19 protein-coding genes are annotated in these 20,191 nt (G+C 63.1%); 7 read left to right on the plus strand and 12 right to left on the minus strand.

The genetic code is table 11. The features are described 5' to 3' along the window. Positions 1–118: 118 nt before the first annotated feature. From rplS to ffh, 7 genes are all read right to left on the minus strand, one after another. Positions 119–514: a 50S ribosomal protein L19 gene (rplS, locus tag ACT6Q8_RS12850; protein WP_054170536.1), complete on the minus strand. Its 396-nt coding sequence runs from the start codon at positions 512–514 to the stop codon at positions 119–121. A gap of 5 nt (positions 515–519) precedes the next feature. Continuing rightward, complete coding sequence (trmD, locus tag ACT6Q8_RS12855) at positions 520–1,350, minus strand: tRNA (guanosine(37)-N1)-methyltransferase TrmD (RefSeq protein WP_054170515.1); 831 nt, start codon at positions 1,348–1,350, stop codon at positions 520–522. Further along, on the minus strand, positions 1,347–1,979 hold the full coding sequence (gene rimM / locus ACT6Q8_RS12860; RefSeq protein WP_444732773.1) for a ribosome maturation factor RimM: 633 nt from the start codon (positions 1,977–1,979) through the stop codon (positions 1,347–1,349). Before rimM ends, trmD begins: the two co-directional genes overlap by 4 nt. Positions 1,980–2,040: 61 nt before the next feature. Further along, positions 2,041–2,388 (minus strand): 30S ribosomal protein S16, encoded by a 348-nt coding sequence (gene rpsP / locus ACT6Q8_RS12865; RefSeq protein WP_054170517.1) that lies wholly within the window; start codon positions 2,386–2,388, stop codon positions 2,041–2,043. Positions 2,389–2,486: 98 nt separating this feature from the next. Further along, positions 2,487–3,611, minus strand: a complete 1,125-nt coding sequence (locus tag ACT6Q8_RS12870) for a GNAT family N-acetyltransferase (RefSeq protein ID WP_444732772.1) — start codon at positions 3,609–3,611, stop codon at positions 2,487–2,489. Beyond that, on the minus strand, positions 3,608–3,955 hold the full coding sequence (locus ACT6Q8_RS12875) for a hypothetical protein (protein WP_054170519.1): 348 nt from the start codon (positions 3,953–3,955) through the stop codon (positions 3,608–3,610). The genes ACT6Q8_RS12870 and ACT6Q8_RS12875 overlap by 4 nt, the downstream gene beginning before the upstream one ends. Continuing rightward, entirely contained in the window at positions 3,955–5,313 is a 1,359-nt protein-coding gene (gene ffh, locus ACT6Q8_RS12880) for a signal recognition particle protein (RefSeq protein ID WP_444732771.1), read from the minus strand. Before ffh ends, ACT6Q8_RS12875 begins: the two co-directional genes overlap by 1 nt. Positions 5,314–5,683: 370 nt before the next feature. Here ffh and ACT6Q8_RS12885 point away from each other — a divergent pair, with 370 nt between their 5' ends. From ACT6Q8_RS12885 to sucD, 6 genes are all read left to right on the plus strand, one after another. Next, entirely contained in the window at positions 5,684–7,063 is a 1,380-nt protein-coding gene (locus ACT6Q8_RS12885; RefSeq protein WP_444732770.1) for a pentapeptide repeat-containing protein, read from the plus strand. A 268-nt stretch (positions 7,064–7,331) separates the two neighbouring features. Beyond that, a complete protein-coding gene (gene mdh / locus ACT6Q8_RS12890; RefSeq protein ID WP_054170522.1) occupies positions 7,332–8,297 on the plus strand; it encodes a malate dehydrogenase in 966 nt (321 codons plus the stop codon). 556 nt (positions 8,298–8,853) lie between these two features. Then, a complete protein-coding gene (locus ACT6Q8_RS12895; RefSeq protein ID WP_054170523.1) occupies positions 8,854–9,168 on the plus strand; it encodes a hypothetical protein in 315 nt (104 codons plus the stop codon). A gap of 479 nt (positions 9,169–9,647) precedes the next feature. After that, a complete protein-coding gene (locus ACT6Q8_RS12900) occupies positions 9,648–9,959 on the plus strand; it encodes a hypothetical protein (protein ID WP_102112291.1) in 312 nt (103 codons plus the stop codon). Positions 9,960–10,331: 372 nt separating this feature from the next. After that, complete coding sequence (sucC, locus tag ACT6Q8_RS12905) at positions 10,332–11,528, plus strand: ADP-forming succinate--CoA ligase subunit beta (RefSeq protein WP_054170525.1); 1,197 nt, start codon at positions 10,332–10,334, stop codon at positions 11,526–11,528. 1 nt (position 11,529) lies between these two features. After that, positions 11,530–12,402 carry a succinate--CoA ligase subunit alpha gene (gene sucD / locus ACT6Q8_RS12910; RefSeq protein WP_054170526.1) on the plus strand — a complete coding sequence of 291 codons (873 nt, stop codon included), beginning with the start codon at positions 11,530–11,532 and terminating at the stop codon, positions 12,400–12,402. 91 nt (positions 12,403–12,493) lie between these two features. Here the strand turns inward: sucD and ACT6Q8_RS12915 are convergent, their stop codons facing one another. After that, positions 12,494–13,006: a helix-turn-helix domain-containing protein gene (locus ACT6Q8_RS12915; protein WP_054170527.1), complete on the minus strand. Its 513-nt coding sequence runs from the start codon at positions 13,004–13,006 to the stop codon at positions 12,494–12,496. 108 nt (positions 13,007–13,114) lie between these two features. Here ACT6Q8_RS12915 and ACT6Q8_RS12920 point away from each other — a divergent pair, with 108 nt between their 5' ends. Then, positions 13,115–13,249, plus strand: coding sequence for a hypothetical protein (locus tag ACT6Q8_RS12920; protein WP_444732769.1), 135 nt, complete (start codon positions 13,115–13,117; stop codon positions 13,247–13,249). Positions 13,250–13,924: 675 nt separating this feature from the next. On the opposite strand, the gene ACT6Q8_RS12925 is transcribed toward ACT6Q8_RS12920, so the two are convergent. The 4 genes from ACT6Q8_RS12925 to ACT6Q8_RS12940 all read right to left on the minus strand — a co-directional run bounded on the left by ACT6Q8_RS12925 (position 13,925) and on the right by ACT6Q8_RS12940 (position 20,182). Further along, positions 13,925–15,541, minus strand: coding sequence for a sensor histidine kinase (locus tag ACT6Q8_RS12925; RefSeq protein WP_054170529.1), 1,617 nt, complete (start codon positions 15,539–15,541; stop codon positions 13,925–13,927). Positions 15,542–15,733: 192 nt separating this feature from the next. Continuing rightward, a protein-coding gene (prfB, locus tag ACT6Q8_RS12930; protein ID WP_156344907.1) for a peptide chain release factor 2 occupies positions 15,734–16,853 on the minus strand; the annotation gives its coding sequence in 2 pieces (ribosomal slippage) (positions 15,734–16,783 and positions 16,785–16,853; 1,119 coding nt in all). Positions 16,854–17,060: 207 nt separating this feature from the next. Beyond that, positions 17,061–17,714: an OmpW/AlkL family protein gene (locus ACT6Q8_RS12935; protein ID WP_444732768.1), complete on the minus strand. Its 654-nt coding sequence runs from the start codon at positions 17,712–17,714 to the stop codon at positions 17,061–17,063. 179 nt (positions 17,715–17,893) lie between these two features. Beyond that, a complete protein-coding gene (locus ACT6Q8_RS12940) occupies positions 17,894–20,182 on the minus strand; it encodes an ATP-binding protein (RefSeq protein WP_444732767.1) in 2,289 nt (762 codons plus the stop codon). Between the last annotated feature and the right edge of the window lie 9 nt (positions 20,183–20,191).

The raw sequence follows: 20,191 nt of genomic DNA on the forward strand, positions 1-20,191 counted from the left end.
GAGGGAGGGGCCCGAACGCACCAGCGTTTGGGAGGGTGAGGGAACAACCCAAAAAACAAAACACCCCGCCGGATCGCTCCGGCGGGGTGTTCCATTTCAGCCCAGGGGCGAAAAACGATCACTCGGCGATCGAGCGGCCGTTCTTCATGCCACGGCCCGTCGTACGCTCGGCGATACGGGCGGACTTGCCGGTCAGGCCACGCAGGTAATACAGCTTGGCGCGACGCACCTGACCCTTACGGACCAGTTCGATGCTGTCAACGCGCGGGCTGTACAGCGGGAACACGCGCTCCACGCCTTCGCCGTAGGAAATCTTGCGGACGGTGAAGCTGGAATTGATGCCGGCATTCTTGCGGGCGATCACAACGCCTTCATAGGCCTGGATACGCTCACGCGTGCCTTCGGTGACCTTCACGTTCACCTTCACGGTGTCGCCGGGGGAGAAGGTGGGGATCTTCTTGCCTTCGGACAGCTTGGCAACCTGCTCGGCTTCCAGCTTCTGCAGAATGTTCATGGTACTCATCCTTCGTCACTGCCACCGTTCCCGTCCGGGATCGCGGTGGTTTTGGTTGGCTCGGCCGATGCCCGACGGGCTCGGCGTTTCTTCACCTTTGGGGCCGGACGGCTTGCCAGGTAGTCGGACCACAGGTCGGGCCGTCGCCCTTGCGTGATCTTTTCCGCCTGTTCGAGCCGCCAAGCCCGGACCTTCTCATGGTGACCGGACAAAAGGATCTCCGGCACCGCACGGCCATTCCAGATGGGTGGCCGCGTATAATGGGGGTATTCCAGCAACCCCCGTTCAAAACTCTCTTCCCCCGCTGTCTCGACGTTCCCCATGACACCCGGCAAAAGCCGGACCACGGCGTCGATCAGACAGAGGGCCGCCGGTTCACCACCGGACAGCACAAAATCACCCAAGGAGACCTCCTCAAGGTGATGTTCCTCGATCACCCGTTCGTCGATCCCCTCATACCGCCCGCACAGCAATGTTAGGGTCCCTTCGCTGGCGATCTCTCGCACCAGCGCCTGGTCCAACACGCGTCCACGCGGTGAAAGGTAGACGATCCGGCCCGGTTTCAGTCCGGCTGCCTCCTGCCTGGCCTTTGCATCGCGGATGGCTGCATCGAGCACATCCGGGCGCATGACCATGCCGGGGCCGCCGCCGAACGGGGTATCATCCACGGAGCGGTGCTTATCGCGCGTGAACGAACGGATGTCCAGCTTTTCCAGTGTCCAGGTGCCCTTTTCCAGCGCTTTTCCCGCAAGGCTGAGCCCCAGCGGCCCCGGAAACATCTCCGGGAACAGGGTCAGCACGGTGACGTGCCAGAACGGGGCGTTGGACTCGGTCATGGGGCTGTCAGCTGCTCACCAGCTTCCTGACCCTCGGGTTCTTCCCCCTCGGGCTCGTCATCCAGCGTCAGCTTGCCGCCCATTTCCGCCAGCTCTTCCGGGTCCGGACGGGCCGGGGTGAAGAGGTTGACGGGCGGATCGATGACCACGCGGGCCGCCTTGACGTTCACGACGGGCACGACGGCGCGGGAGAACGGGATGAACACCGTCTTGCCCGACACATGCACCAGTTCCAGAACATCACCGGCACCGAAATCATGGATGGCCTTGATGGTGCCAAAGGCGGCGTCGCCTTCGGGACCTTCCGTGACGGTTTCCATGCCGATCAGATCGGCGTGGTAAAACTCGTCCTCATCCTCCAGACCCGGCAGCCGGTCGCGCGGCACGAACAGCTTGACGCCCTTCAGCGCATCGGCGGCATCGCGGCCCTTCACGCCCGTCGCTTCAACCAGGAAATGGTCCTTGCCCATCCCGGTCATGCGGAGCGTGAAGCTGCGGGCGCCGGCTTCGTCGGTTAGCGGGTTGTAGTCGAACACGGCCTCGGGATCGGCGGTGAAGCTCTTCACCCGCAGGCGGCCGTGAACCCCGTGCGATCCGATGATCTGGGCCACGCAAATGCGGTCGGTCATCAAGCTGCTCTCTCAATAAAACGCCCCTCCCCCACGGATGGGGGAGGGGCGTGACAGTCACTTACTCAGCGGCAGCGGCCTTGGCGGCCAGCTTGGCGCGTTCCTGGGCCTTGGCCTTCGGAGCGGACTTCTTCGGGCTTTCGATGATGGCCGGGGTGGCGATCAGGTTGGCCTTGGCCAGGAACTTGACGACGCGGTCGGTGGGCTGGGCGCCCTTGGCCAGCCAGCCCTTGATGGCCTCTTCGTTCAGGGTGACGCGGTCGGCATGGTCGCTGGCCAGCATCGGGTTGTAGGTGCCAACCTTCTGGATGAAGGCGCCGTCGCGCGGGGCGCGGCTGTCGGCGACGACGATGGCGTAGAACGGACGCTTCTTCGAGCCACCACGGGCCAGACGGATCTTGACGGACATGTTGATCTTCCTTGCTTACAAAAGATGAAACGATCTGGGTTGAGAGATAATCGACGCGGGATCAGATCAGCCCCGACGGCGATGTTCCTTGTGACGGGTCATGCTTCATCCCCGCCATTCGCTGCCGTCCATTCGGACGCCAGGATTCCGTAAAGACAATTATCGACCACCTCGCCATGCAGGCGGACATAACCCTGTCGGCGGATGCCTTCGCGCACGAAGCCGTTGGCTTCCAACACGCGGGCGGACGCGGTGTTGCGCGGATCAAGCTCCGCCTCCACCCGGTTCTTCTTCAGAACCGTGAAAGCATAGCGCAGCATGGCGGCGGTGGCGGCCTTGGCCAGCCCCTTGCCGCGTGCGGCGGGCGTCAGGATATAGCCGAGATTGACCTGCGCCGGCGTCTCCTTCAGCAGCAGGGCCCAGCCCAGGCATTCACCGCCATCGGTGGTGATGGCCCAATGCCAGCCGGACCGCGCGCCCGACGCCATGGACAGCATCTTGTCGCGCGTCTGTTCGATGCTGTCATGGGCCTTATGCGGCATGTAGCGCATGCTGTCCGGATCGCCATAGGCGGCATGCAGGGCATCGGCGTCGCTGGCCTTCAACGGGCGCAGGATGGCAGGACCATGGCGCAGCGTCGGCAACAGGGCCGGCGGGTTCTCCCGCCGCTTCTGCCAGTCGGACGCCAGGATGCCGAAGACGCCGGTATCCAGATAGGTACCGCCATAGACGAAGTCCTGGCGCTGCGTGCCTTCCCAGGTGAAGCCCAGACGCAGCAGCAGCCCCGCCGAACGGTGGTTGCGCGGATCGATATTGGCGGCGATGCGGTGCAGGCCCCAGGCGCCGAACGCATGGTTCAGGGCGCCGGCCACCGCTTCCTCGCCATAGCCCTTGCCCCTTGCTGCGGGCGACAGGATATAGCCGACCCAGCCGATACCATCGCGCACGCCGAACAGCGTGACCCAGCCCAGACAGTCGCGGCCATCGGTGGTCACGGCCCAGGTACGGACCGTATCATCCTCGACCAGCGCCTTTTCCATCGACGCCTTCGTCTCCTCGATGGAGGTGACGGGCGGATGGGACCAGTAACGCATCGTCTCCGCGTCGCTGAGGATGGCGTGCATGGCATCGGTATCGGCCCAGGAAAGCGGGCGCAGCACCAAACGCGGCGTCAGCAGCGTGGCGTGTTCCGGGGCGGCGGGGTTGCGTACCTGATTGGTCATACCCGGTTCTTCCGTCGGGTCAGAGACAGGAACCGGTCGCGCGGTTCCCCGGTCCAGCCATTGACGCCATGATTGGGCAGCCAGACAGCATGGAAATAGAAGACGAAAGCCGTCGATGCCGCCAGAAAGCCCAACGCCCAGCCGCGACCGGCCAGGGCCGACAGCGCCACGGTCAGACCGACGAAACCCAGCAGCCCAGCCAGACGGCGCAGGGCCGGTCCGTCGCGGTGGACGGCGGCGAACAGGGTGCTGTTCGCCCCATGCAGCAACGCCGCCAGCGTGGCATCGAGCCACAGGCTGTCCAGCGAGAAGCGCTGCATCAGGGTTTCGGCGGTGACGGACATCAGCGCAGGCCCTTCGGCATCAGCGCGCCCAGGCCCTGCCGCAGCAGACCCTTCTGGCCCATCTTCTTCATCTTCTTCATCATTTCCGACATGTCCTGATACTGTTTGATCAGACGGTTCACATCGGCAACGGTCACGCCCGCACCCGTGGCGATACGGCGGCGGCGCGATGCGTTCAGGATATCGGGCTTCTTACGCTCTTTCTTGGTCATCGACAGGATGATGGCTTCCTGGCGGTCCAGGATATTCTCATCGATATTGGCGTTTTTCAGCTGTTCCTTGATCTTCCCCATGCCGGGCAGCAGGTTCATCATCCCGCCCATGCCGCCCAGTTTGCGGATCTGCCGCATCTGGGACAGCATGTCCTCCAGGTCGAAGCCGCCCTTTTCCAGCTTTTTGGCCAGCTTTTCGGCTTCTTCCTTGTCGATGCTCTCGGCGGCCTTTTCCACCAGGCTGACCACGTCGCCCATGCCCAGGATGCGGCCGGCGATACGGTCGGGGTGGAACGGCTCCAGCGCGTCGGTCTTCTCACCCATACCCATCAGCTTGATGGGCTTGCCGGTGACATGGCGCATGGACAGGGCGGCACCGCCGCGCGCATCGCCGTCGATACGGGTCATGACAATGCCGGTGATGCCGACGCGGTCATTGAAATTGGTGGCGACGGTCACGGCGTCCTGACCGGTCATGGCATCCACGACCAGCAGGCTTTCCACCGGATTGGCGACGTCGCGGATGGCCACGACCTCGGCCATCAACTCCTCATCGATGGCCAGGCGACCGGCGGTGTCCAGGATGACGACGTCGAACCCTTCCAGGCGGCCCACTTCCATGGCGCGCCGGGCAATCTCCACCGGCTGCTGGCCGGCGATGATGGGCAGGCTGGCCACACCCGTCTGTTCACCCAGGATACGCAACTGTTCCTGTGCCGCCGGGCGGCGAGTGTCCAGCGACGCCAGCAGCACCTTCTTCTTGTCGCGGTTCTTCAGGCGGACAGCGATCTTGGCCGACGTGGTGGTCTTGCCGGAGCCTTGCAGACCCAGCATCAAGATGGGAACCGGCGGTACCGCCTCCAGGTTCAAATCCTCGACCTGTGAACCCAGCAGCTCGACCAGATGGTCATGGACGATCTTGATGACCATCTGACCGGGATTGATGCCGCGCAGCACCTCCGTCCCGATGGCCTTTTCCTTGACGCCGGTGACGAAGGCCTTGACCGCGGGCAGGGCAACGTCGGCTTCCAGCAGGGCGATGCGCACCTCGCGCAATGCCGCGTTGACGTCATCCTCCGACAACGCCCCGCGCTTGCGCAGGCGGTCGAAGATATCGCCAAGCCGTCCCGTCAGTCCGTCGAACATCCGTTGCCTTCCATCCCGGTGCCTTGGCCACCCCGCTTTCGCCCTTGTGGATGGACCATGCCCAAACGCAAAAGCGCCAGTGCGCGACACTCGCGGACTGGCGGGGCACCTCGGTGCCGAATTCCTACCCAATGCAGGGTGGCCGAGTTGATACAGCGGTAAGGGCACAGAGTCAATGTGGCGGTCCGGGATGAAGGGTGCCGGCACCCGCATGCCACGCAAAGATGCAGGCATGATGGTCCGATACCCACTTCCGTAATAGTCTTACTGTCCGGCTATACGAAATCTTCACTTTCGTCTTCTTAATGCTAGGGTGATCCTTGTGGATCGTCAGATTGCTTTGAATATCCCGTAATAATGGGGTGAGGACATGGGCGGCGAGATCGGGCGGGGCCCGGACCGGTCGCGGATCAGTGTTGCGGAATTGCAAGGCGTGCTGAGCCGGCATCAGGCCTTTCTGCGCCGGCAGGCCGGTGGAGCGCGCGCCAATTTGAAGTTGCGCGACCTGTCGCATATGGACCTGTCCGGTTTTGACCTGTCGGATGCCGACCTGTCGGGGGCAAAGCTGTTCGGCACGCGGCTGGAGGGGGCGAACCTGTCGGGGGCCACGCTCTATGCCGCCGATCTGCGTCTGGCCAATATGGAAGGAGCGGACCTGCGCAAGGCCGATCTGCGCGGTGCCTGTCTGCGCGGCGCGGTCCTGACCGAGGCCATCCTGTCCGACAGCGACCTGCGCGATGGCACCATCATGCATGTGCGCAAGAATGGCGACATCGCCGCGCATGAGTTTGAGACGGTGTCGGTGAATACCGAGCTGTCGGTGGCGACCATCCGGGCCGCCGACCTGTCGCGCGCCAAAATCTCCAACGCGTTCGTCATGCAGACGGACCTGACGGATGCCATCCTGCGCGGGACCAAGTTCGTGCGCGCCAACCTGTCCAATTCCAATCTGACGGGCTGCGACCTGACGGGTGCCGATCTGCGGGAGGCGAACCTGTCGGGGGCCAGGTTGTCGGGGGCCAACCTGACGGGGGCGGAACTGAACGCGACGCGGTTCCTGGGTGCCGACCTGATCGGCGTGATCATGGATGATGTGACGCGCCGCGCCGCCAATCTGGACGGGGCCATCCTGTCGCGTGAACTGTCCAGCGATGGAAGGCCCTTGGAGCAGATCCTGGCCGATCATCGCGTCTGGGTGGACAGCCAGGGACGTGACGGTATCCGGGCCGACCTGTCGGGCGTGGACCTGTCGGGCCGCGACCTGTCGGGACAGACATTGTCGGCGGCCCTGCTGCACCGGACCATGCTGCGCGGGGCCGACCTTTCAGGTGCCACGCTGGCTATGGCCGACCTGTCGCTGGCCGACCTGCGTGATGCCGACCTGACCGCCGCCGACATGCGCGGCGCCAGTCTGGAACGGGCCACCTGTTCGGGGGCCGTCCTGGTCCGGGCCGACCTGGGGCCGGTACAGATACAAAGCAACGCCGCAAGGCTGTGGCCTGCCAACCTGAACCGTGTGCGCTTCGACGGGGCCGACCTGGGGGCCGCGAACCTGCGCAAGGCCAAGGCGACGCAGGCCGTCTTCACCCGGGCCAGCCTGATCCGGACCGACATGGGCGGGGCGGAATTGATCAGCGCCGATATGTCGGGTGCCGTCTGCACCCAACTGGCGCTGGACGGGGCCAACACCACCGACCTGCGCCATGCCGGGGCCAGGGACCTGATCCTGCCGGAACTGGACGATCTATAATATATAAGGTGTGCGACGGTGCGGAATGCCGCGAAGTCAGGGCCGCGCCGTCACCTATTCCGTTCCCGCCGCAGTGCCGCATACGGGCCTTGCGTCAGGCGCTGGCCTGCCACCCCGCACCCACGACCCTTGTCGGCTTGCCCGAACGGCTGTTTCACGCTAATCACGCCGCCCAGGGTCATCCCGCATTGCAGCTAAGGAAAGTTGCAACCGGATGTTCCAAACGTAATCTTGTTTCCTGACCCGAACCAATCGAAGGGAAATTCCCATGGCACGCAAGAAGATCGCGCTGATCGGCGCCGGCCAGATCGGTGGCACGCTGGCCCTGCTGGCCGGCCAGAAGGAGCTGGGTGATATCATCCTGCTCGACATCCCCGACTTCGCGGGCGTTGCCAAGGGCAAGGCGCTGGACATCGCCGAGCTGTCGCCGGTCGCCGGTTTCGACGCCGGTTACTCCGGTACGTCCGACTATGCCGATATCGCTGGCGCCGATGTGGTGATCATCACCGCCGGCGTGCCGCGCAAGCCGGGCATGAGCCGTGACGATCTGGTCGGCATCAACGCCAAGGTCATCAAGGCCGTGGCCGCAGGCGTCAAGGAACACGCCCCCAACGCCTTCGTCATCGTCATCACCAACCCGCTGGACGCCATGGTCGGCCTGTTCCAGGAAGTGTCGGGTCTGCCCGCCGAAAAGGTCGTCGGCATGGCTGGCGTTCTGGACAGCGCCCGCTTCCGCTGGTTCCTGGCCGAAGAATTCGGCGTGTCGGTCGAAGACGTCACGGCCTTCGTGCTGGGCGGTCATGGCGACACCATGGTCCCGTCGGTCCGTTACTCCACCGTCGCCGGCATCCCGCTGCCCGATCTGGTGAAGATGGGCTGGACCACGCAGGAGAAGCTGGACAAGATCGTGCAGCGCACCCGTGACGGCGGCGCGGAGATCGTCGGCCTGCTGAAGACCGGCTCCGCCTTCTACGCCCCGGCCGCTTCCGCCATCGCCATGGCCGAGAGCTTCCTGCGCGACAAGAAGCGCGTTCTGCCGGTGGCTGCCAAGCTGACCGGTCAGTATGGCGTGGACGGTCTCTATATCGGCGTGCCGACCATCATCGGCTCCAAGGGCGTGGAAAAGATCATCGAGATCGACCTGTCCGCCGACGAGAAGGCCAATTTCGACAAGTCGGTCGACGCCGTTAAGGTTCTGGTCGACGTGACCAAGAAGGTTTCGGCCGAAGGCTGATCCCTTTACCTTTATCAGAAGGTGCTGGTTTCCAGCCCTTCCGGCACAAAACCCCGCCCGACCATCCGGGCGGGGTTTTTTGTTTCCGCGGCACAGCGCCCGCTGGTCATTATTTATCAATACCCGCTGCCTTTATAAATAATTTCATAAAATACAGGCCAAATATCCACAAAGAAACTGCATGGCTGGACCTGTGATCTTTGCTTCTGTTGCAAAACTGATCTGCATCACAGCGGTACGAAAGTATAGGTTTGGGTCATTTTCTTAACCATTCGGTTACGGGTCGCCCGTATAGTCCGCTCCATCAGACGGACGCCACGAATAAAAAAGCGCTGATCGCGCTGTCGCTGTGGTGATCCCATGAAGTGTCTAGTTAATTTGGTGGCGTTGCCAAGTCGTTCGAACAAGGTGGCGTCACAAGGTCAGTAAAGACATGCGGCCAACAGTGGCACGTGCCCAAAAGGGTGCGATTTCTGTTGACGGCTTGGCGCCTTTGCTGGCACCTCCCCGCCCCATCGCACCGACAAACACGCCATCGTAAGGAATTGGACACCCCATGAAGACCGCCCTGCTGTTCGCCACCGCCCTGCTGTCCCTGACCGCCACCTCCGCTTTCGCCGCTGGCTGCGAACAGGGTAACCCGCCGGCTCTGGTTGATGGCGCCACCGCCAGCCAGGAACAGATGGCCGAAGCCATGAAGGCCGTTAAGGCCTACATCGTGTCGACCGAGGAATATCAGGCCTGCCTGGAAGCTGCTGGCAAGGGCGGCAAGATGGACATGGAAGCCTACAACAAGTCCGCCGCCCGCATGGAAGCGCTGGCCGCCGACTTCAATAAGCAGCTGAAGACCTTCAAGGCCCGCAACGGCTGATTTAGAGCTGTTTACGGTTTGCCGGAAACAGCTCCGGCGGCGACTGCCGCCGCGCCGCACATGCGGCGTGAAGCCAAGCGGCGGATGCCGCGCCGGCGCTTGAGGAAAACGAACGGATGGAGCGTGTTTCCGGTCAACGGAAATACGCTCCAGGTTTCTGCCGCCACCCGCTCTTCGCTGGGCAGGCGCTTTTACGAGAACCCGTGCCGGGAAACCGGCGCGGGTTTTTCATTTTGGCCGCCCGACGTTGGCGCATGCATTTACCATTCGGTCCCGCCGCAGCTGTAATTGACGGGCAGGCGTGAAGATTTTATCCTTCACAACAAGTTTAGGGAGATAAGGGCATAATTGCCCAATAATTAGTCAGTTGGGGATAACTTGGCACCCAATAAAACCTGGATAACGGGCCGTGGTTGATGCGCGGGCATCAAGGACGATTCCGATGTCTAAAATTTTATTGTTCTTTGGGGTGTCAAACGATGAAAAAAGCAATCCTGTCTACCGCCATCGCCATGATTCTGTTTACCGGTGCCGCACAGGCTGCCTGTGAACAGGGTGATCCGCCCACCCTGCCCGACGGGGCCACCGCGTCTGAGACCCAGATGGCGGACGCCGTAAAGGCCGTGAAGGCCTACATCGCCGCCACCGAGGAGTATCAGGCCTGCCTGACCGCCGAGGGCAAGCGCGGTAAGATGGATATCGAAAGCTACAACAAGTCGACCGAGCGCATGGAAAAGCTGGCCGCCAACTTCAACAAGCAGTTGAAGGCCTTCAAGGGCCGGGGCGGTTGATCCATACATATGTCTTACTGGCCGGTTCCAGGCATGTGCGGGCCGGCCAGTGGGACATTTCACCGGCAGGTGACAGACGTAGTGGTCCTGTCGCCGTTACATGGCACCCTTGCACCCGACGCTCGTGCTTACCGCATCTGCGGCAGGCTCTTGTTGCGCTGCAAGGGTTTGCGCCATTTCGTATCGTGAAGGCGCCCGTGGACCCGTGCAAAATTCCGCATATTGACGGGCACGACAAGGGACCTTTGGATGGTTGATCCCGGTTCCCATAGTGCTAAAGTGCCGCCCGCGTGGGGGTTGGACCTCCGTGTGCGGCTGGGCGGATCCCCGCTCTGCCGGCCCGTCTCCCATCCAGAGCAAGACGGCTGAGCGATGAATATCCATGAGTACCAGGCCAAGAGCCTGCTGAAGAAGTACGGCGTCGCGGTGCCCCGCGGCGGCGTCGCCTATACGCCGGACGAAGCCGCCAAGGTTGCCACCGAACTGGGTGGTCCCGTCTGGGTGGTGAAGTCGCAGATCCATGCTGGTGGCCGTGGCGCCGGTCGTTTCAAAAACGACCCCAACGGCAAGGGCGGCGTCCGCGTCGTCAAGAGCGTGGATGATGTAAAGTCCAACGCCGCCGCCATGCTGAACCAGGTGCTGGTCACCAAGCAGACCGGTGAAGCGGGCAAGGAAGTCGGCCGCCTCTATATCGAGGAAGGCGCCGACATCAAGCGCGAGCTGTATCTGTCGATGCTGCTGGATCGCGGCTCGTCGCGCGTCACCATCGTCGCCTCGACCGAGGGCGGCATGGAGATCGAGGAAGTGGCCCACAGCCACCCCGAGAAGATCACCAAGGTTGCCATCGACCCCGTCGAAGGCCTGCAGGGCTATCACGCCCGCAAGGTCGCCTTCGCCCTGGGCCTGGAAGGCAAGCAGGTCAATGCCGCCGCCAAGTTCATGACTGCCATGTACAAGGCGTTCATCGACCTGGACATGAGCATGGTTGAGATCAACCCGCTGGTCGTGACCGGCGCCGGCGACGTGATCGCGCTGGATGCCAAGGTCAATTTCGACGACAACGCGCTCTACCGTCACCCCGACGTCGAAGAACTGCGCGACCCGACCGAAGAAGAAGCGTCCGAGACGGAAGCCACCAAGCATGGCCTGAACTATGTGAAGCTGGATGGCAACATCGGCTGCATGGTCAACGGCGCCGGCTTGGCCATGGCCACCATGGACATCATCAAGCTGTATGGCGGCGAGCCGGCCAACTTCCTGGACGTGGGCGGTGGCGCCACCAAGGAACGCGTGACGATCGCCTTCAAGCTGATCCTGTCCGACCCGAATGTCGAAGGCATCCTAGTAAACATCTTCGGCGGCATCATGCGCTGTGACGTCATTGCCGACGGCGTTGTCGCCGCCGCGCGTGAAGTCTCGCTGCATGTTCCGCTGGTTGTCCGTCTGGAAGGCACCAACGTCGACCTCGGCAAGAAGATCCTGGCCGAAAGCGGTCTGCCGATCCTGTCGGCTGACAACTTGGCCGACGCCGCCGAGAAGATCGTCAAGGCCGTGAAGGAGGCCGCGTAACATGGCCGTTCTCGTCAATAAAGACACCAAGGTCATCTGCCAGGGCTTCACCGGCGCGCAGGGGACCTTCCATTCCGAACAGGCCATCGCCTATGGCACCAAGATGGTCGGCGGCGTGACCCCCGGTAAGGGCGGTTCCAAGCATCTCGACCTGCCGGTGTTCGACACCGTGTCGGACGCGGTGCTGAAGACCGGCGCCAATGCCTCGGTCATCTATGTGCCGCCGCCGTTCGCCGCCGATGCCATCCTGGAAGCCATTGATGCCGAACTGCCGCTGGTGGTTTGCATCACCGAAGGCATCCCGGTGCTGGACATGGTCCGCGTCAAGCGCGCGCTTGCCAATAGCAAGACCCGCCTGATCGGTCCGAACTGCCCCGGCGTCATCACCCCGGACGAGTGCAAGATCGGCATCATGCCCGGCCACATCCACAAGCGTGGCAAGATCGGCATCGTGTCCCGTTCCGGCACCCTGACCTACGAAGCGGTGGCGCAGACCACAGCGGCGGGCCTGGGCCAGACCACCTGCATCGGCATTGGCGGCGACCCCGTCAATGGCACGAACTTCGTGGACGCGCTGGAAATGTTCGCCCGCGACCCGGAAACCGAAGGCATCATCATGATCGGCGAGATCGGTGGTGACGCAGAGGTGAACGGTGCGGAGTACATCAAGGCGTCGGGCCTGAAGAAGCCGGTCGTCGGCTTCATCGCCGGTCGCACCGCCCCGCCGGGCCGCCGCATGGGCCATGCCGGTGCCGTGATCTCCGGCGGTAACGACACCGCCGAGTTCAAGGTGGAAGCCATGCGCGCCGCCGGTATCCATGTCTCCGAAAGCCCGGCCAGCCTGGGCTCGACCATGGTGAAGGCACTGGGCTGATTTTTTGGCCCAAGGCGTTTGAGTAAGGAAAACCCCCGCGGGATCGCTCCGGCGGGGGTTTTTCGTTTCAGGCAATCAGGGAGGATCAGTTCTACTTCTCCGGCGCTTCCGCCGCCCTTGACAGCGGATGGCCGGCCAATTCGCTTTCGGTCAGGCGGGCAGATGCGACATAGAGATGGGCGATCATCTCGCCCTTCTCAAGGGCGCTCAAGGCACGGCCACGGTCGCGTTCCTCCCGCTCCACCCGGCTGATCATGGCGGCCAGCAGATAGGCGTCCACCACAGGCTCGGGCTCCCCGACTGGATGAGGACGAAGGGAAGGGGTGGAAGCGGCAGCGGTCGACAAAGAGATGATGGTCGGGTTCATGGAGGCCACATCCTGGCCGGGGACCAGCATCTCCCCCTCCCCGGTCAGCAGCCAGTTGAGGTTCACACCCCGGCGGGCCAGTTCCAGCAGCCATTCCACCTTGGGCGGACCGGCATCCCCCTCATAGGCGCTGTAGGTGGAACTGGGCAGGCCCAGATGCGCGGCCATGTCGGACCGGCGGGCAAAGCCAAGGCGATGGCGCAGAAGCCGCAGCCGTGCAGCGATACTATTCGTCATAACCGCTCCCCGGTCAGGTGTCCGATTCGGCGATCGTTGACAGCGACTATTTCAGCAACCGAAAGATGTTTACGCGAAAGCATGTGATGGCGCCAGGAGGTGCTGCACATGCTGGTGCATGCGCGTGAAGACGCCAACCTTCCATTCACCATCGCGCCCGAGAACACGCGCGTTGGCAACGGATTATCGTTGAATTCCCGTTTTTCGATGCGTAAACTCGTTTTCAAGAGAAAGGCCCTTTGAGGGATGAAAGAAAAATTCAGAAAACGAAACAAGAGAGCCGAATTTCCGCAAATCCAGCCCCCGACCACAGCTAATGTGGTCCAGGAATGGAAGCAGGTGCGAAAATACATTCCGGGCACCGAAGGCCACTCTCCTCGTGTTTTCTGTTGTGAAACTGCAAAGTGTGTGATGTGCCTGCCGGTCCTAGTCTCCATCAGTCGAATGCTGTTGATGGTGACTGACTTTGCACCCATTTGTCAAAGTCGGTTGTATCCGATCTTGACGATGTCGGTGAAGTCATATGACTACAGGCGATGGAGTGCGATCTCTATTCTTGCTTTGATTGCACGTCCAGACATGACCTATTTCGTCAACAATCTGCTCTCCAAGCCCCTGTTCTGGACAAGTTAAGAGAGGCCCTGCGCCCATCTGCAACATTGTCGGGAGCAAAGCAGATAGAGCAAAACTGTTATGTTTCCGTTACCCTGGCGAAGTGTCCTGCCTTGCCTCACCTGTTCTTTGGCATAGGAACGGGTTTACATGCATTGGGCCGGCAAGACGCCCGATCATCCGCGCCGGACCGGTCCATAAGCACGACAACAGTGGGGATGAGCAACGACACGACACTTTCCTGACCGGTCACCGGACAGGCGCTTCGGCGGGAGCACAGGACGAACAATAGCAGCGCGACGGGACCTACCGCCCGACGCGAGCGACCATCGATTCGTCCATCTCGTCATTGGAGGGTGCGGGACGCGGTGCGGAGCCGCGCGCCACATGGTTCGCGGGGAACCGAAAACGGAAGACCGTGCCCTGGCCCAGCTTGCTGTCCACCGACACAGCGGCACCGTGCAGTTCAGCCAGAGCCCGTGCAATGGAGAGGCCCAAGCCCGTCCCGTTCTGATGATCCTGTACCCGCCCCACCTGTTCGAACGGACGCCAGATGCGCTCCAGATCGCCCTCGGGAATGCCCATGCCGGTATCTGCTACGGACAGGACCAGCCGTCCGTCATGGCGGTCTAATTCAGCGACCAGGCGGATATCCCCGCCATGGGGCGTGAACTTCACGGCATTGCCGACAATGTTCAGCAGCAATTGCCGCAGCGCCCGTTCATCGGCCAGCAGCAGCAGCGGCTCACCCGCTGGCAGTTCCACCTCAATGGACAGGTTCTTATCCCGCGACAGGCCGCGCGCGATCCGCTGAATCTGACGCAGTTCCCCTTCCAGGGGAATCCAGCAGGGTTCCAGCGTCAGCCGCCCCGCCTCAATCTTCGACAGGTGCAGCATGTCATTGATCACGGCCAGCAAATGGTTGGCCGCCACCATGATGTCACCCGCATATTCCGCATGGCGCGGGTCGGGCGGCACCCCGTCACGGTCGCCGCTGGCGATCATCCCGGCGAAGCCCAGAATGGCATTCAGGGGCGTGCGCAACTCATGGCTCATGGTCGCGATGAAGGCGGATTTTGTCCGGGATGCAGCTTCCGCGGCCAGACGGGCCGCCTCTGCGGCGGCGGCCTTGGCCTGCGCCGTCACATCCACGACCGTCGCCTGGATGGCATATTGCCCGTCCCAGACGATGCGGCGGGCCAACACATCGACATGGATCAGCGAGCCATCGCAACAGATATTGGGGGTTGAACGGATGATGGGCAGCTTGCCCCCGGCCAGCAGAATGGACCAGGCGCGATTGGCCTGTTCGCGCCCCGGTTCCGGAATGATGCGGTCCAACTCCATCGACAGCACATCCAGCACCGACGAATAGCCCAGCATCTGGGCATAGGCGGTGTTGCAGAACAGGATGCGCCGGCCCGAATGCACGACAATCCCCTGCACCGAGCCTTCGACCATGTCGCGCAGGCGCTGTTCATTGGCGCGCATCGCCTGTTCGATGTCGCGCGCCTCCGTCACGTCGCGCGCCTCCACCATCAGGCGGATGGCGCCATCGGCACCGGGATCGATGGGCGTGACCGACAGGTCGAAGACCAGCGGGGCACCCGTTTCCGGCCCCGTGGCCGCATCGAAACGGATGGTGGCGCCCCTGCCGGCCGCCTGTACCGCCGATATCAGCCGTTCACGCACCCCCGGTGACCCGCGCCACCAGGGCGTATCCCACAGAGCCAGGCCCAACACCTGTTCTGCCGCCAGATCACCCACGCGCAGGGCGGCACGGTTGGCCGCACGAACGGTTCCGTCCGAGTCCAAAAGGACCAGCACCTGCGAGGTGCTGTTGAAATAGGAAAGGAACAGACGGTCCGCCCCCGCCGCCCCCAGGGCCGGCAAATCAAGCGCGGTCGAATCCAACGCGACCATCGGGCAACCCCATACGATGCCTGATCGCGTCCCACCGACGCTGGGGCATCCGTTTTGAAAAATGGGAACGGGCTGGCGCTTTTTCATGCGCCGCGCCCGGTTGCCCCTTTCTGAGGCAAAAACGAAGGCCCGGCAACAGATTGTTACCGGGCCTTGGCAGAAAACGTCACTTTTGATGAAGCCGCCAGATCGTTAGGCCTGCGCATCACCATGGCCGTTGATGCGCATCGCCAATGCTGCCTGCAGGAACTTGTCGAGATCACCGTTCAGCACGCCGGCGCTGTCGGAGGTTTCGACATTGGTCCGCAGGTCCTTCACCATCTGATAGGGCTGCAGCACGTAGGAGCGGATCTGGTGGCCCCAGCCGATATCGGTCTTGGTGGCTTCCAGGGCGTTGGCCGCTTCCTCGCGCTTGCGCAGTTCCATCTCATAGATGCGGGCGCGCAGCATGTCCCAGGCCTTGGCCCGGTTCTTGTGCTGGCTGCGTTCCTGCTGGCACGACACCACGATCCCGGTGGGGATATGGGTGAAGCGCACCGCCGAGTCGGTCTTGTTCACGTGCTGCCCACCGGCACCCGACGCGCGGAACGTATCGACCTTCACATCCTTCTCATTGATCTCGACATTGATCTTGTCGTCGATCACGGGCGTCACGGAGACGGAGGAGAAGGAGGTATGGCGGCGAGCCTGGCTGTCGAACGGGCTAATGCGCACCAGGCGGTGCACGCCCGTCTCCGACTTAAGCCAGCCATAGGCATTGTGGCCCTTGACCTGGATGGTGGCGGACTTGATGCCGGCCTCTTCACCATTGGTCTCGTCAAGCAGCTCGACCTTATAATTGTGCTGTTCGGCCCAACGGGAATACATGCGGAACAGGATCAGGGCCCAGTCCTGGGCCTCTGTGCCACCGGCACCGGCATTCACTTCTAGATAGGCGTCGTTGGCGTCGGCCTCACCGGAAAGCAGGCTTTCCAGCTCCATGGTGGCCGCACGGTCCTTCAGCGACAGAACGGCCGCTTCGGCTTCGGCGATCATATCCTGATCGCCTTCCATCTCGGCCATTTCCAGAAGTTCCAGATTGTCCTTCAGATCGCGCTCCAGCTGCCGCGTGCCATTCAGCGACGCTTCCAGCTGGTTCTTTTCGCGCAGGAGCTTCTGGGCCCGGTCGCTGTCATTCCACAGGTTCGGGTCTTCGGTAAGGGCGGTCAGTTCGTCGAGGCGGAAAAGGGATTTCTCCCAGTCAAAGATGCCTCCTCAGCAGGACCAGAGACTGTTCAACAGCCTCCGTCACCGCCTGGATTTCAGCGCGCATGTGCGTGCTCCCGATCTCAAGGGCGGGCCAGCCCCGAAAAGGTCCGGGGGCGGCCACGTTGGAAAGGGGCTTATGTACCCCCGGACGGTGCCCGAGGCCAAGTCCCTTCCCAACATGGCCGCCCCCGGTTTCAAGGGACGGACCGGCTCAGTGAGCGGCTTTCGGCTTGCCGGAAGCCGCGTGAAGCCCAGCATCTGCGGCAGAAAATTAGAACCGGTAGCCGACACCCACGCCGAAGATCCAGGGATCAATATCAACCTTGGCATTGACGGGGCTGGCCAAGCCGGCATTCACCTTCACATCCGTATCCAGCCAGATCTTCTTCACATCGAAATTCAGCGACCATTTGTCGTTGAGTTCGATATCCACACCGGCCTGGGCAGCCAGCCCGAAGGCATTGTCATAGGAGATGCCCTTGGCGGCACCCGGATCGTCGCCGTAGAAAATCGTGTAGTTCACGCCAGCGCCGACATAGGGGCTGATCTTGCCCTTCGGATTGAAATGATACTGCAGGGTCAGGGTCGGCGGCAGCAGCCAGACATCGCCCAGATCAACCGAGGCGCCCAGCGGCGAGCCCTTGGCCGCCACATTGTGGTGCGTCGTGCCCAGGATCAGTTCGGCGGCCAGATTGTCGGTGAAGAAGTAGCTGAAATCCAGTTCCGGCACGACGGAGCTGTCAACAGCGGCCTTGCCGGCGATGGCGGTCGTGCCCAGCTTCAGACTGCTGCTTTCATCCGGCTGTACATAGATGACGCGGCCACGGACCAGCAGGTCGCCGGCGGCCTTTTCGGCATGGGCCGGCATGACAGCGGCACCCATCGTCAACGCGGCGGCCAGCGCCGGAACAGCGAATTTCTTCATGGATAAGGCTCCTGTATCGTGTGCCGGGCGAATATTTCCGCCGCCGGCTGGACGCTGTTTTCAGTCGTCGCTTACAGGTTTTCTTATAAAAGCTCGGCGTGATCATTTCCCTGATTTGGATCAATTCAAATAAATCACCGGCATTCTTTTGATGAATGGCTGGCGTGCCATATTCGCGATCATTCCGCCGCAGTGCGGATGCGCGGCAAACGGGCCTGTGCGTCGGCCAGGATGGCGTCCATGGCGGCCAGGGCCGTATTGACCGGCTGCCCCGGACGCAGCAGGCCCAGACAATCGCGCAGGGCCTGTGCATCGGCGGGGAAACCGACAGCGTCCAGCCCATCGGCCATACGTAGCGCCAGACGCCGCACCGCCGCGACATCAATGGCGTCATCATCACCGGCGGGGCGCAGGCTGCGGCGGGCATCGGCGACATTCTGTGCCGCCAGCAGCAACAGCCCATCCACCGCCGGCCCGCCCAGCCGCCCGCGCAGCGCGCCCATCGGGCCGGTATCGGTGGGCCGCATCTGGGTCACCTGCGCCGGTTCCGCGCCGGCCAGGGCCACGGCACCCACGCCGTCGGGCGGGATGATGCGGGCCAGGGTGGATAGAAGTTCCTCCAGCTTGATGGGCTTGGCGATGAAGCCCTGCATGCCCACGGCCCGGCTGCGCGACACGGTTTCCGGCAGGACATTGGCCGTCAGGGCGACGACGGGCACCGACGCCATCGGTCCGCCGCCCTGGCGCAGCTTGGCCGTGGTTTCAAACCCGTCCATGCCGGGCATGCCGATATCCATCAGCACCAGCTTCACCCGCTGCGTGGCAAGCGTGGCCAGCGCCGTCTCCCCATCCTCCGCCGTGATCACCTGCACACCCTGCCGGGTCAGCAGCTGCGTCGCCACGAACTGATTGACGGCATCATCCTCCACCAGCAGCACCTGTGGGCGGCTGGTCCAGTAGGGCAGCAGACGGGCCGCCGCACCCGGTGCCTGGGCCGGGGCGGCGGCCAGCGGCATGGGCAGGTCAAGGGTGAAGACGGTGCCATGGCCGGGTGCGCTGTCCACCTGGATGGTGCCGCCCATCATGCCGACCAACCGCTTTGAAATGGCCAGCCCCAGGCCGACCCCGCCGAAACGGCGGCTGTCCCCGGCTTCGGCCTGATAAAAGGCGTCGAAGACATGCGGCAACTTCGCGGCGGGAATGCCGATGCCGGTATCGGCCACCGTGATCCGCACCAGGGCGGCACCCGGCGTGGCGCTGGCATGGCCCACGGCGGGCGGCTGTCGCGCGGCCACCACCTTGATGCCGCCGCGTTCGGTGAATTTGATGGCATTGCCGATCAGGTTCAGCAGGATCTGACGCAGGCGGGCCGCATCCATGCTGACATGCCGGGGAACATCGGCGCCGATGGTCAGTTCCAGCGACAGCCCGCCCGCCGCCGCACGCCCCGCCATCAGGTCGATGGCGTCGTGCAGACGCTGGTGCAGGTCCATGGGGGCCGACAGCAGCGACAGGTGACCCGCCTCGATCCGCGTGATGTCCAGCAGATCATCCAGCAGCGCCAGCATGGACTGTCCCGCCTTGTCCATCACCTCCAGCACCTTGCCCTGGGGGGAGGCGGGGTCGTGCTGTCCCTGGCCGTTCAGGATTTCCAGGCCCCCCATCACGGCATTGATGGGGGTGCGGATCTCATGGCTGACGGCAGCCAGGAAGACGGATTTGGCGCGGTTGGCGGCATCCGCCGTCTGCGCGGCCTGATCGCGTTCGCGCGCCACACGGGCATTCTCCGCCGCTTCTGCCTCCAGCCGCCGTTGCAGGAAATCGTTGGTCAGGGCCATGACCGCCATGCAACCGGCCACCAGCCCCACGGTCGCCAGCAGGAAATTGAGGGCCGCCGCCGGGCTGGGGGAAAAGAATCCCCCCTCGTCCTGCCGCCAGACGATATCGATGATGCGGATCAGCATCACCAGGGCCATCCCCGCGAATACGGTGGTGATCACCACCCACAGGCGGGGCGCCACTGTGCGCCCTTGCCGCCAGCTTTCATAGGCGATGGCGATCTTGATCCCGATCAGCCAGATCGAGCCCGCGATGGAGCGCAGGATGATGTCGTTCCGGTGCAGCACATCATAGAGCAGTACCGCCGTCAGGATGGCCAGGGTGGCGACCGGCACGGTCCAGCGCAGGGGCCGACCCGCAAAACGCCGGATGCCCAGCAGCAGCAGGATATGCGCCCATCCCACCCCCAGATTGCCCAGCAGCACCGACAGCCAGAGCGGGATGTAATCGCGCGTGGCAAGGATGGCGACGCCCGTCGCGCCCAGCACGACACCGCCGGTCAGAAAGCCAAGACCGGGAATGGCCCGCTGCCGCCACCAATAGATACAGAGCGAGACACCAAGACCGGACGCCACCGCCGCGAAGGTGACCAGCAGGGTCAGTTGGTCAAGCTGGCGCAGCACTTCCATCGCGGCTCA

The sequence above is a fragment of the Niveispirillum sp. genome, from assembly GCF_052437035.1.
In the GTDB taxonomy this organism is placed as follows: domain Bacteria; phylum Pseudomonadota; class Alphaproteobacteria; order Azospirillales; family Azospirillaceae; genus Niveispirillum.

Excerpts from the sequence above, each read along its gene's own strand:
- rplS (WP_054170536.1), bottom strand. The coding sequence starts at position 514 with ATGAACATTCTGCAGAAGCTGGAAGCCGAGCAGGTTGCCAAGCTGTCC.
- trmD (WP_054170515.1), bottom strand. The coding sequence starts at position 1,350 with ATGACCGAGTCCAACGCCCCGTTCTGGCACGTCACCGTGCTGACCCTG.
- rimM (WP_444732773.1), bottom strand. The coding sequence starts at position 1,979 with ATGACCGACCGCATTTGCGTGGCCCAGATCATCGGATCGCACGGGGTT.
- rpsP (WP_054170517.1), bottom strand. The coding sequence starts at position 2,388 with ATGTCCGTCAAGATCCGTCTGGCCCGTGGTGGCTCGAAGAAGCGTCCG.
- ACT6Q8_RS12870 (WP_444732772.1), bottom strand. The coding sequence starts at position 3,611 with ATGACCAATCAGGTACGCAACCCCGCCGCCCCGGAACACGCCACGCTG.
- ACT6Q8_RS12875 (WP_054170519.1), bottom strand. The coding sequence starts at position 3,955 with ATGTCCGTCACCGCCGAAACCCTGATGCAGCGCTTCTCGCTGGACAGC.
- ffh (WP_444732771.1), bottom strand. The coding sequence starts at position 5,313 with ATGTTCGACGGACTGACGGGACGGCTTGGCGATATCTTCGACCGCCTG.
- ACT6Q8_RS12885 (WP_444732770.1), top strand. The coding sequence starts at position 5,684 with ATGGGCGGCGAGATCGGGCGGGGCCCGGACCGGTCGCGGATCAGTGTT.
- mdh (WP_054170522.1), top strand. The coding sequence starts at position 7,332 with ATGGCACGCAAGAAGATCGCGCTGATCGGCGCCGGCCAGATCGGTGGC.
- ACT6Q8_RS12895 (WP_054170523.1), top strand. The coding sequence starts at position 8,854 with ATGAAGACCGCCCTGCTGTTCGCCACCGCCCTGCTGTCCCTGACCGCC.
- ACT6Q8_RS12900 (WP_102112291.1), top strand. The coding sequence starts at position 9,648 with ATGAAAAAAGCAATCCTGTCTACCGCCATCGCCATGATTCTGTTTACC.
- sucC (WP_054170525.1), top strand. The coding sequence starts at position 10,332 with ATGAATATCCATGAGTACCAGGCCAAGAGCCTGCTGAAGAAGTACGGC.
- sucD (WP_054170526.1), top strand. The coding sequence starts at position 11,530 with ATGGCCGTTCTCGTCAATAAAGACACCAAGGTCATCTGCCAGGGCTTC.
- ACT6Q8_RS12915 (WP_054170527.1), bottom strand. The coding sequence starts at position 13,006 with ATGACGAATAGTATCGCTGCACGGCTGCGGCTTCTGCGCCATCGCCTT.
- ACT6Q8_RS12920 (WP_444732769.1), top strand. The coding sequence starts at position 13,115 with ATGCTGGTGCATGCGCGTGAAGACGCCAACCTTCCATTCACCATCGCG.
- ACT6Q8_RS12925 (WP_054170529.1), bottom strand. The coding sequence starts at position 15,541 with ATGGTCGCGTTGGATTCGACCGCGCTTGATTTGCCGGCCCTGGGGGCG.
- ACT6Q8_RS12935 (WP_444732768.1), bottom strand. The coding sequence starts at position 17,714 with ATGAAGAAATTCGCTGTTCCGGCGCTGGCCGCCGCGTTGACGATGGGT.
- ACT6Q8_RS12940 (WP_444732767.1), bottom strand. The coding sequence starts at position 20,182 with ATGGAAGTGCTGCGCCAGCTTGACCAACTGACCCTGCTGGTCACCTTC.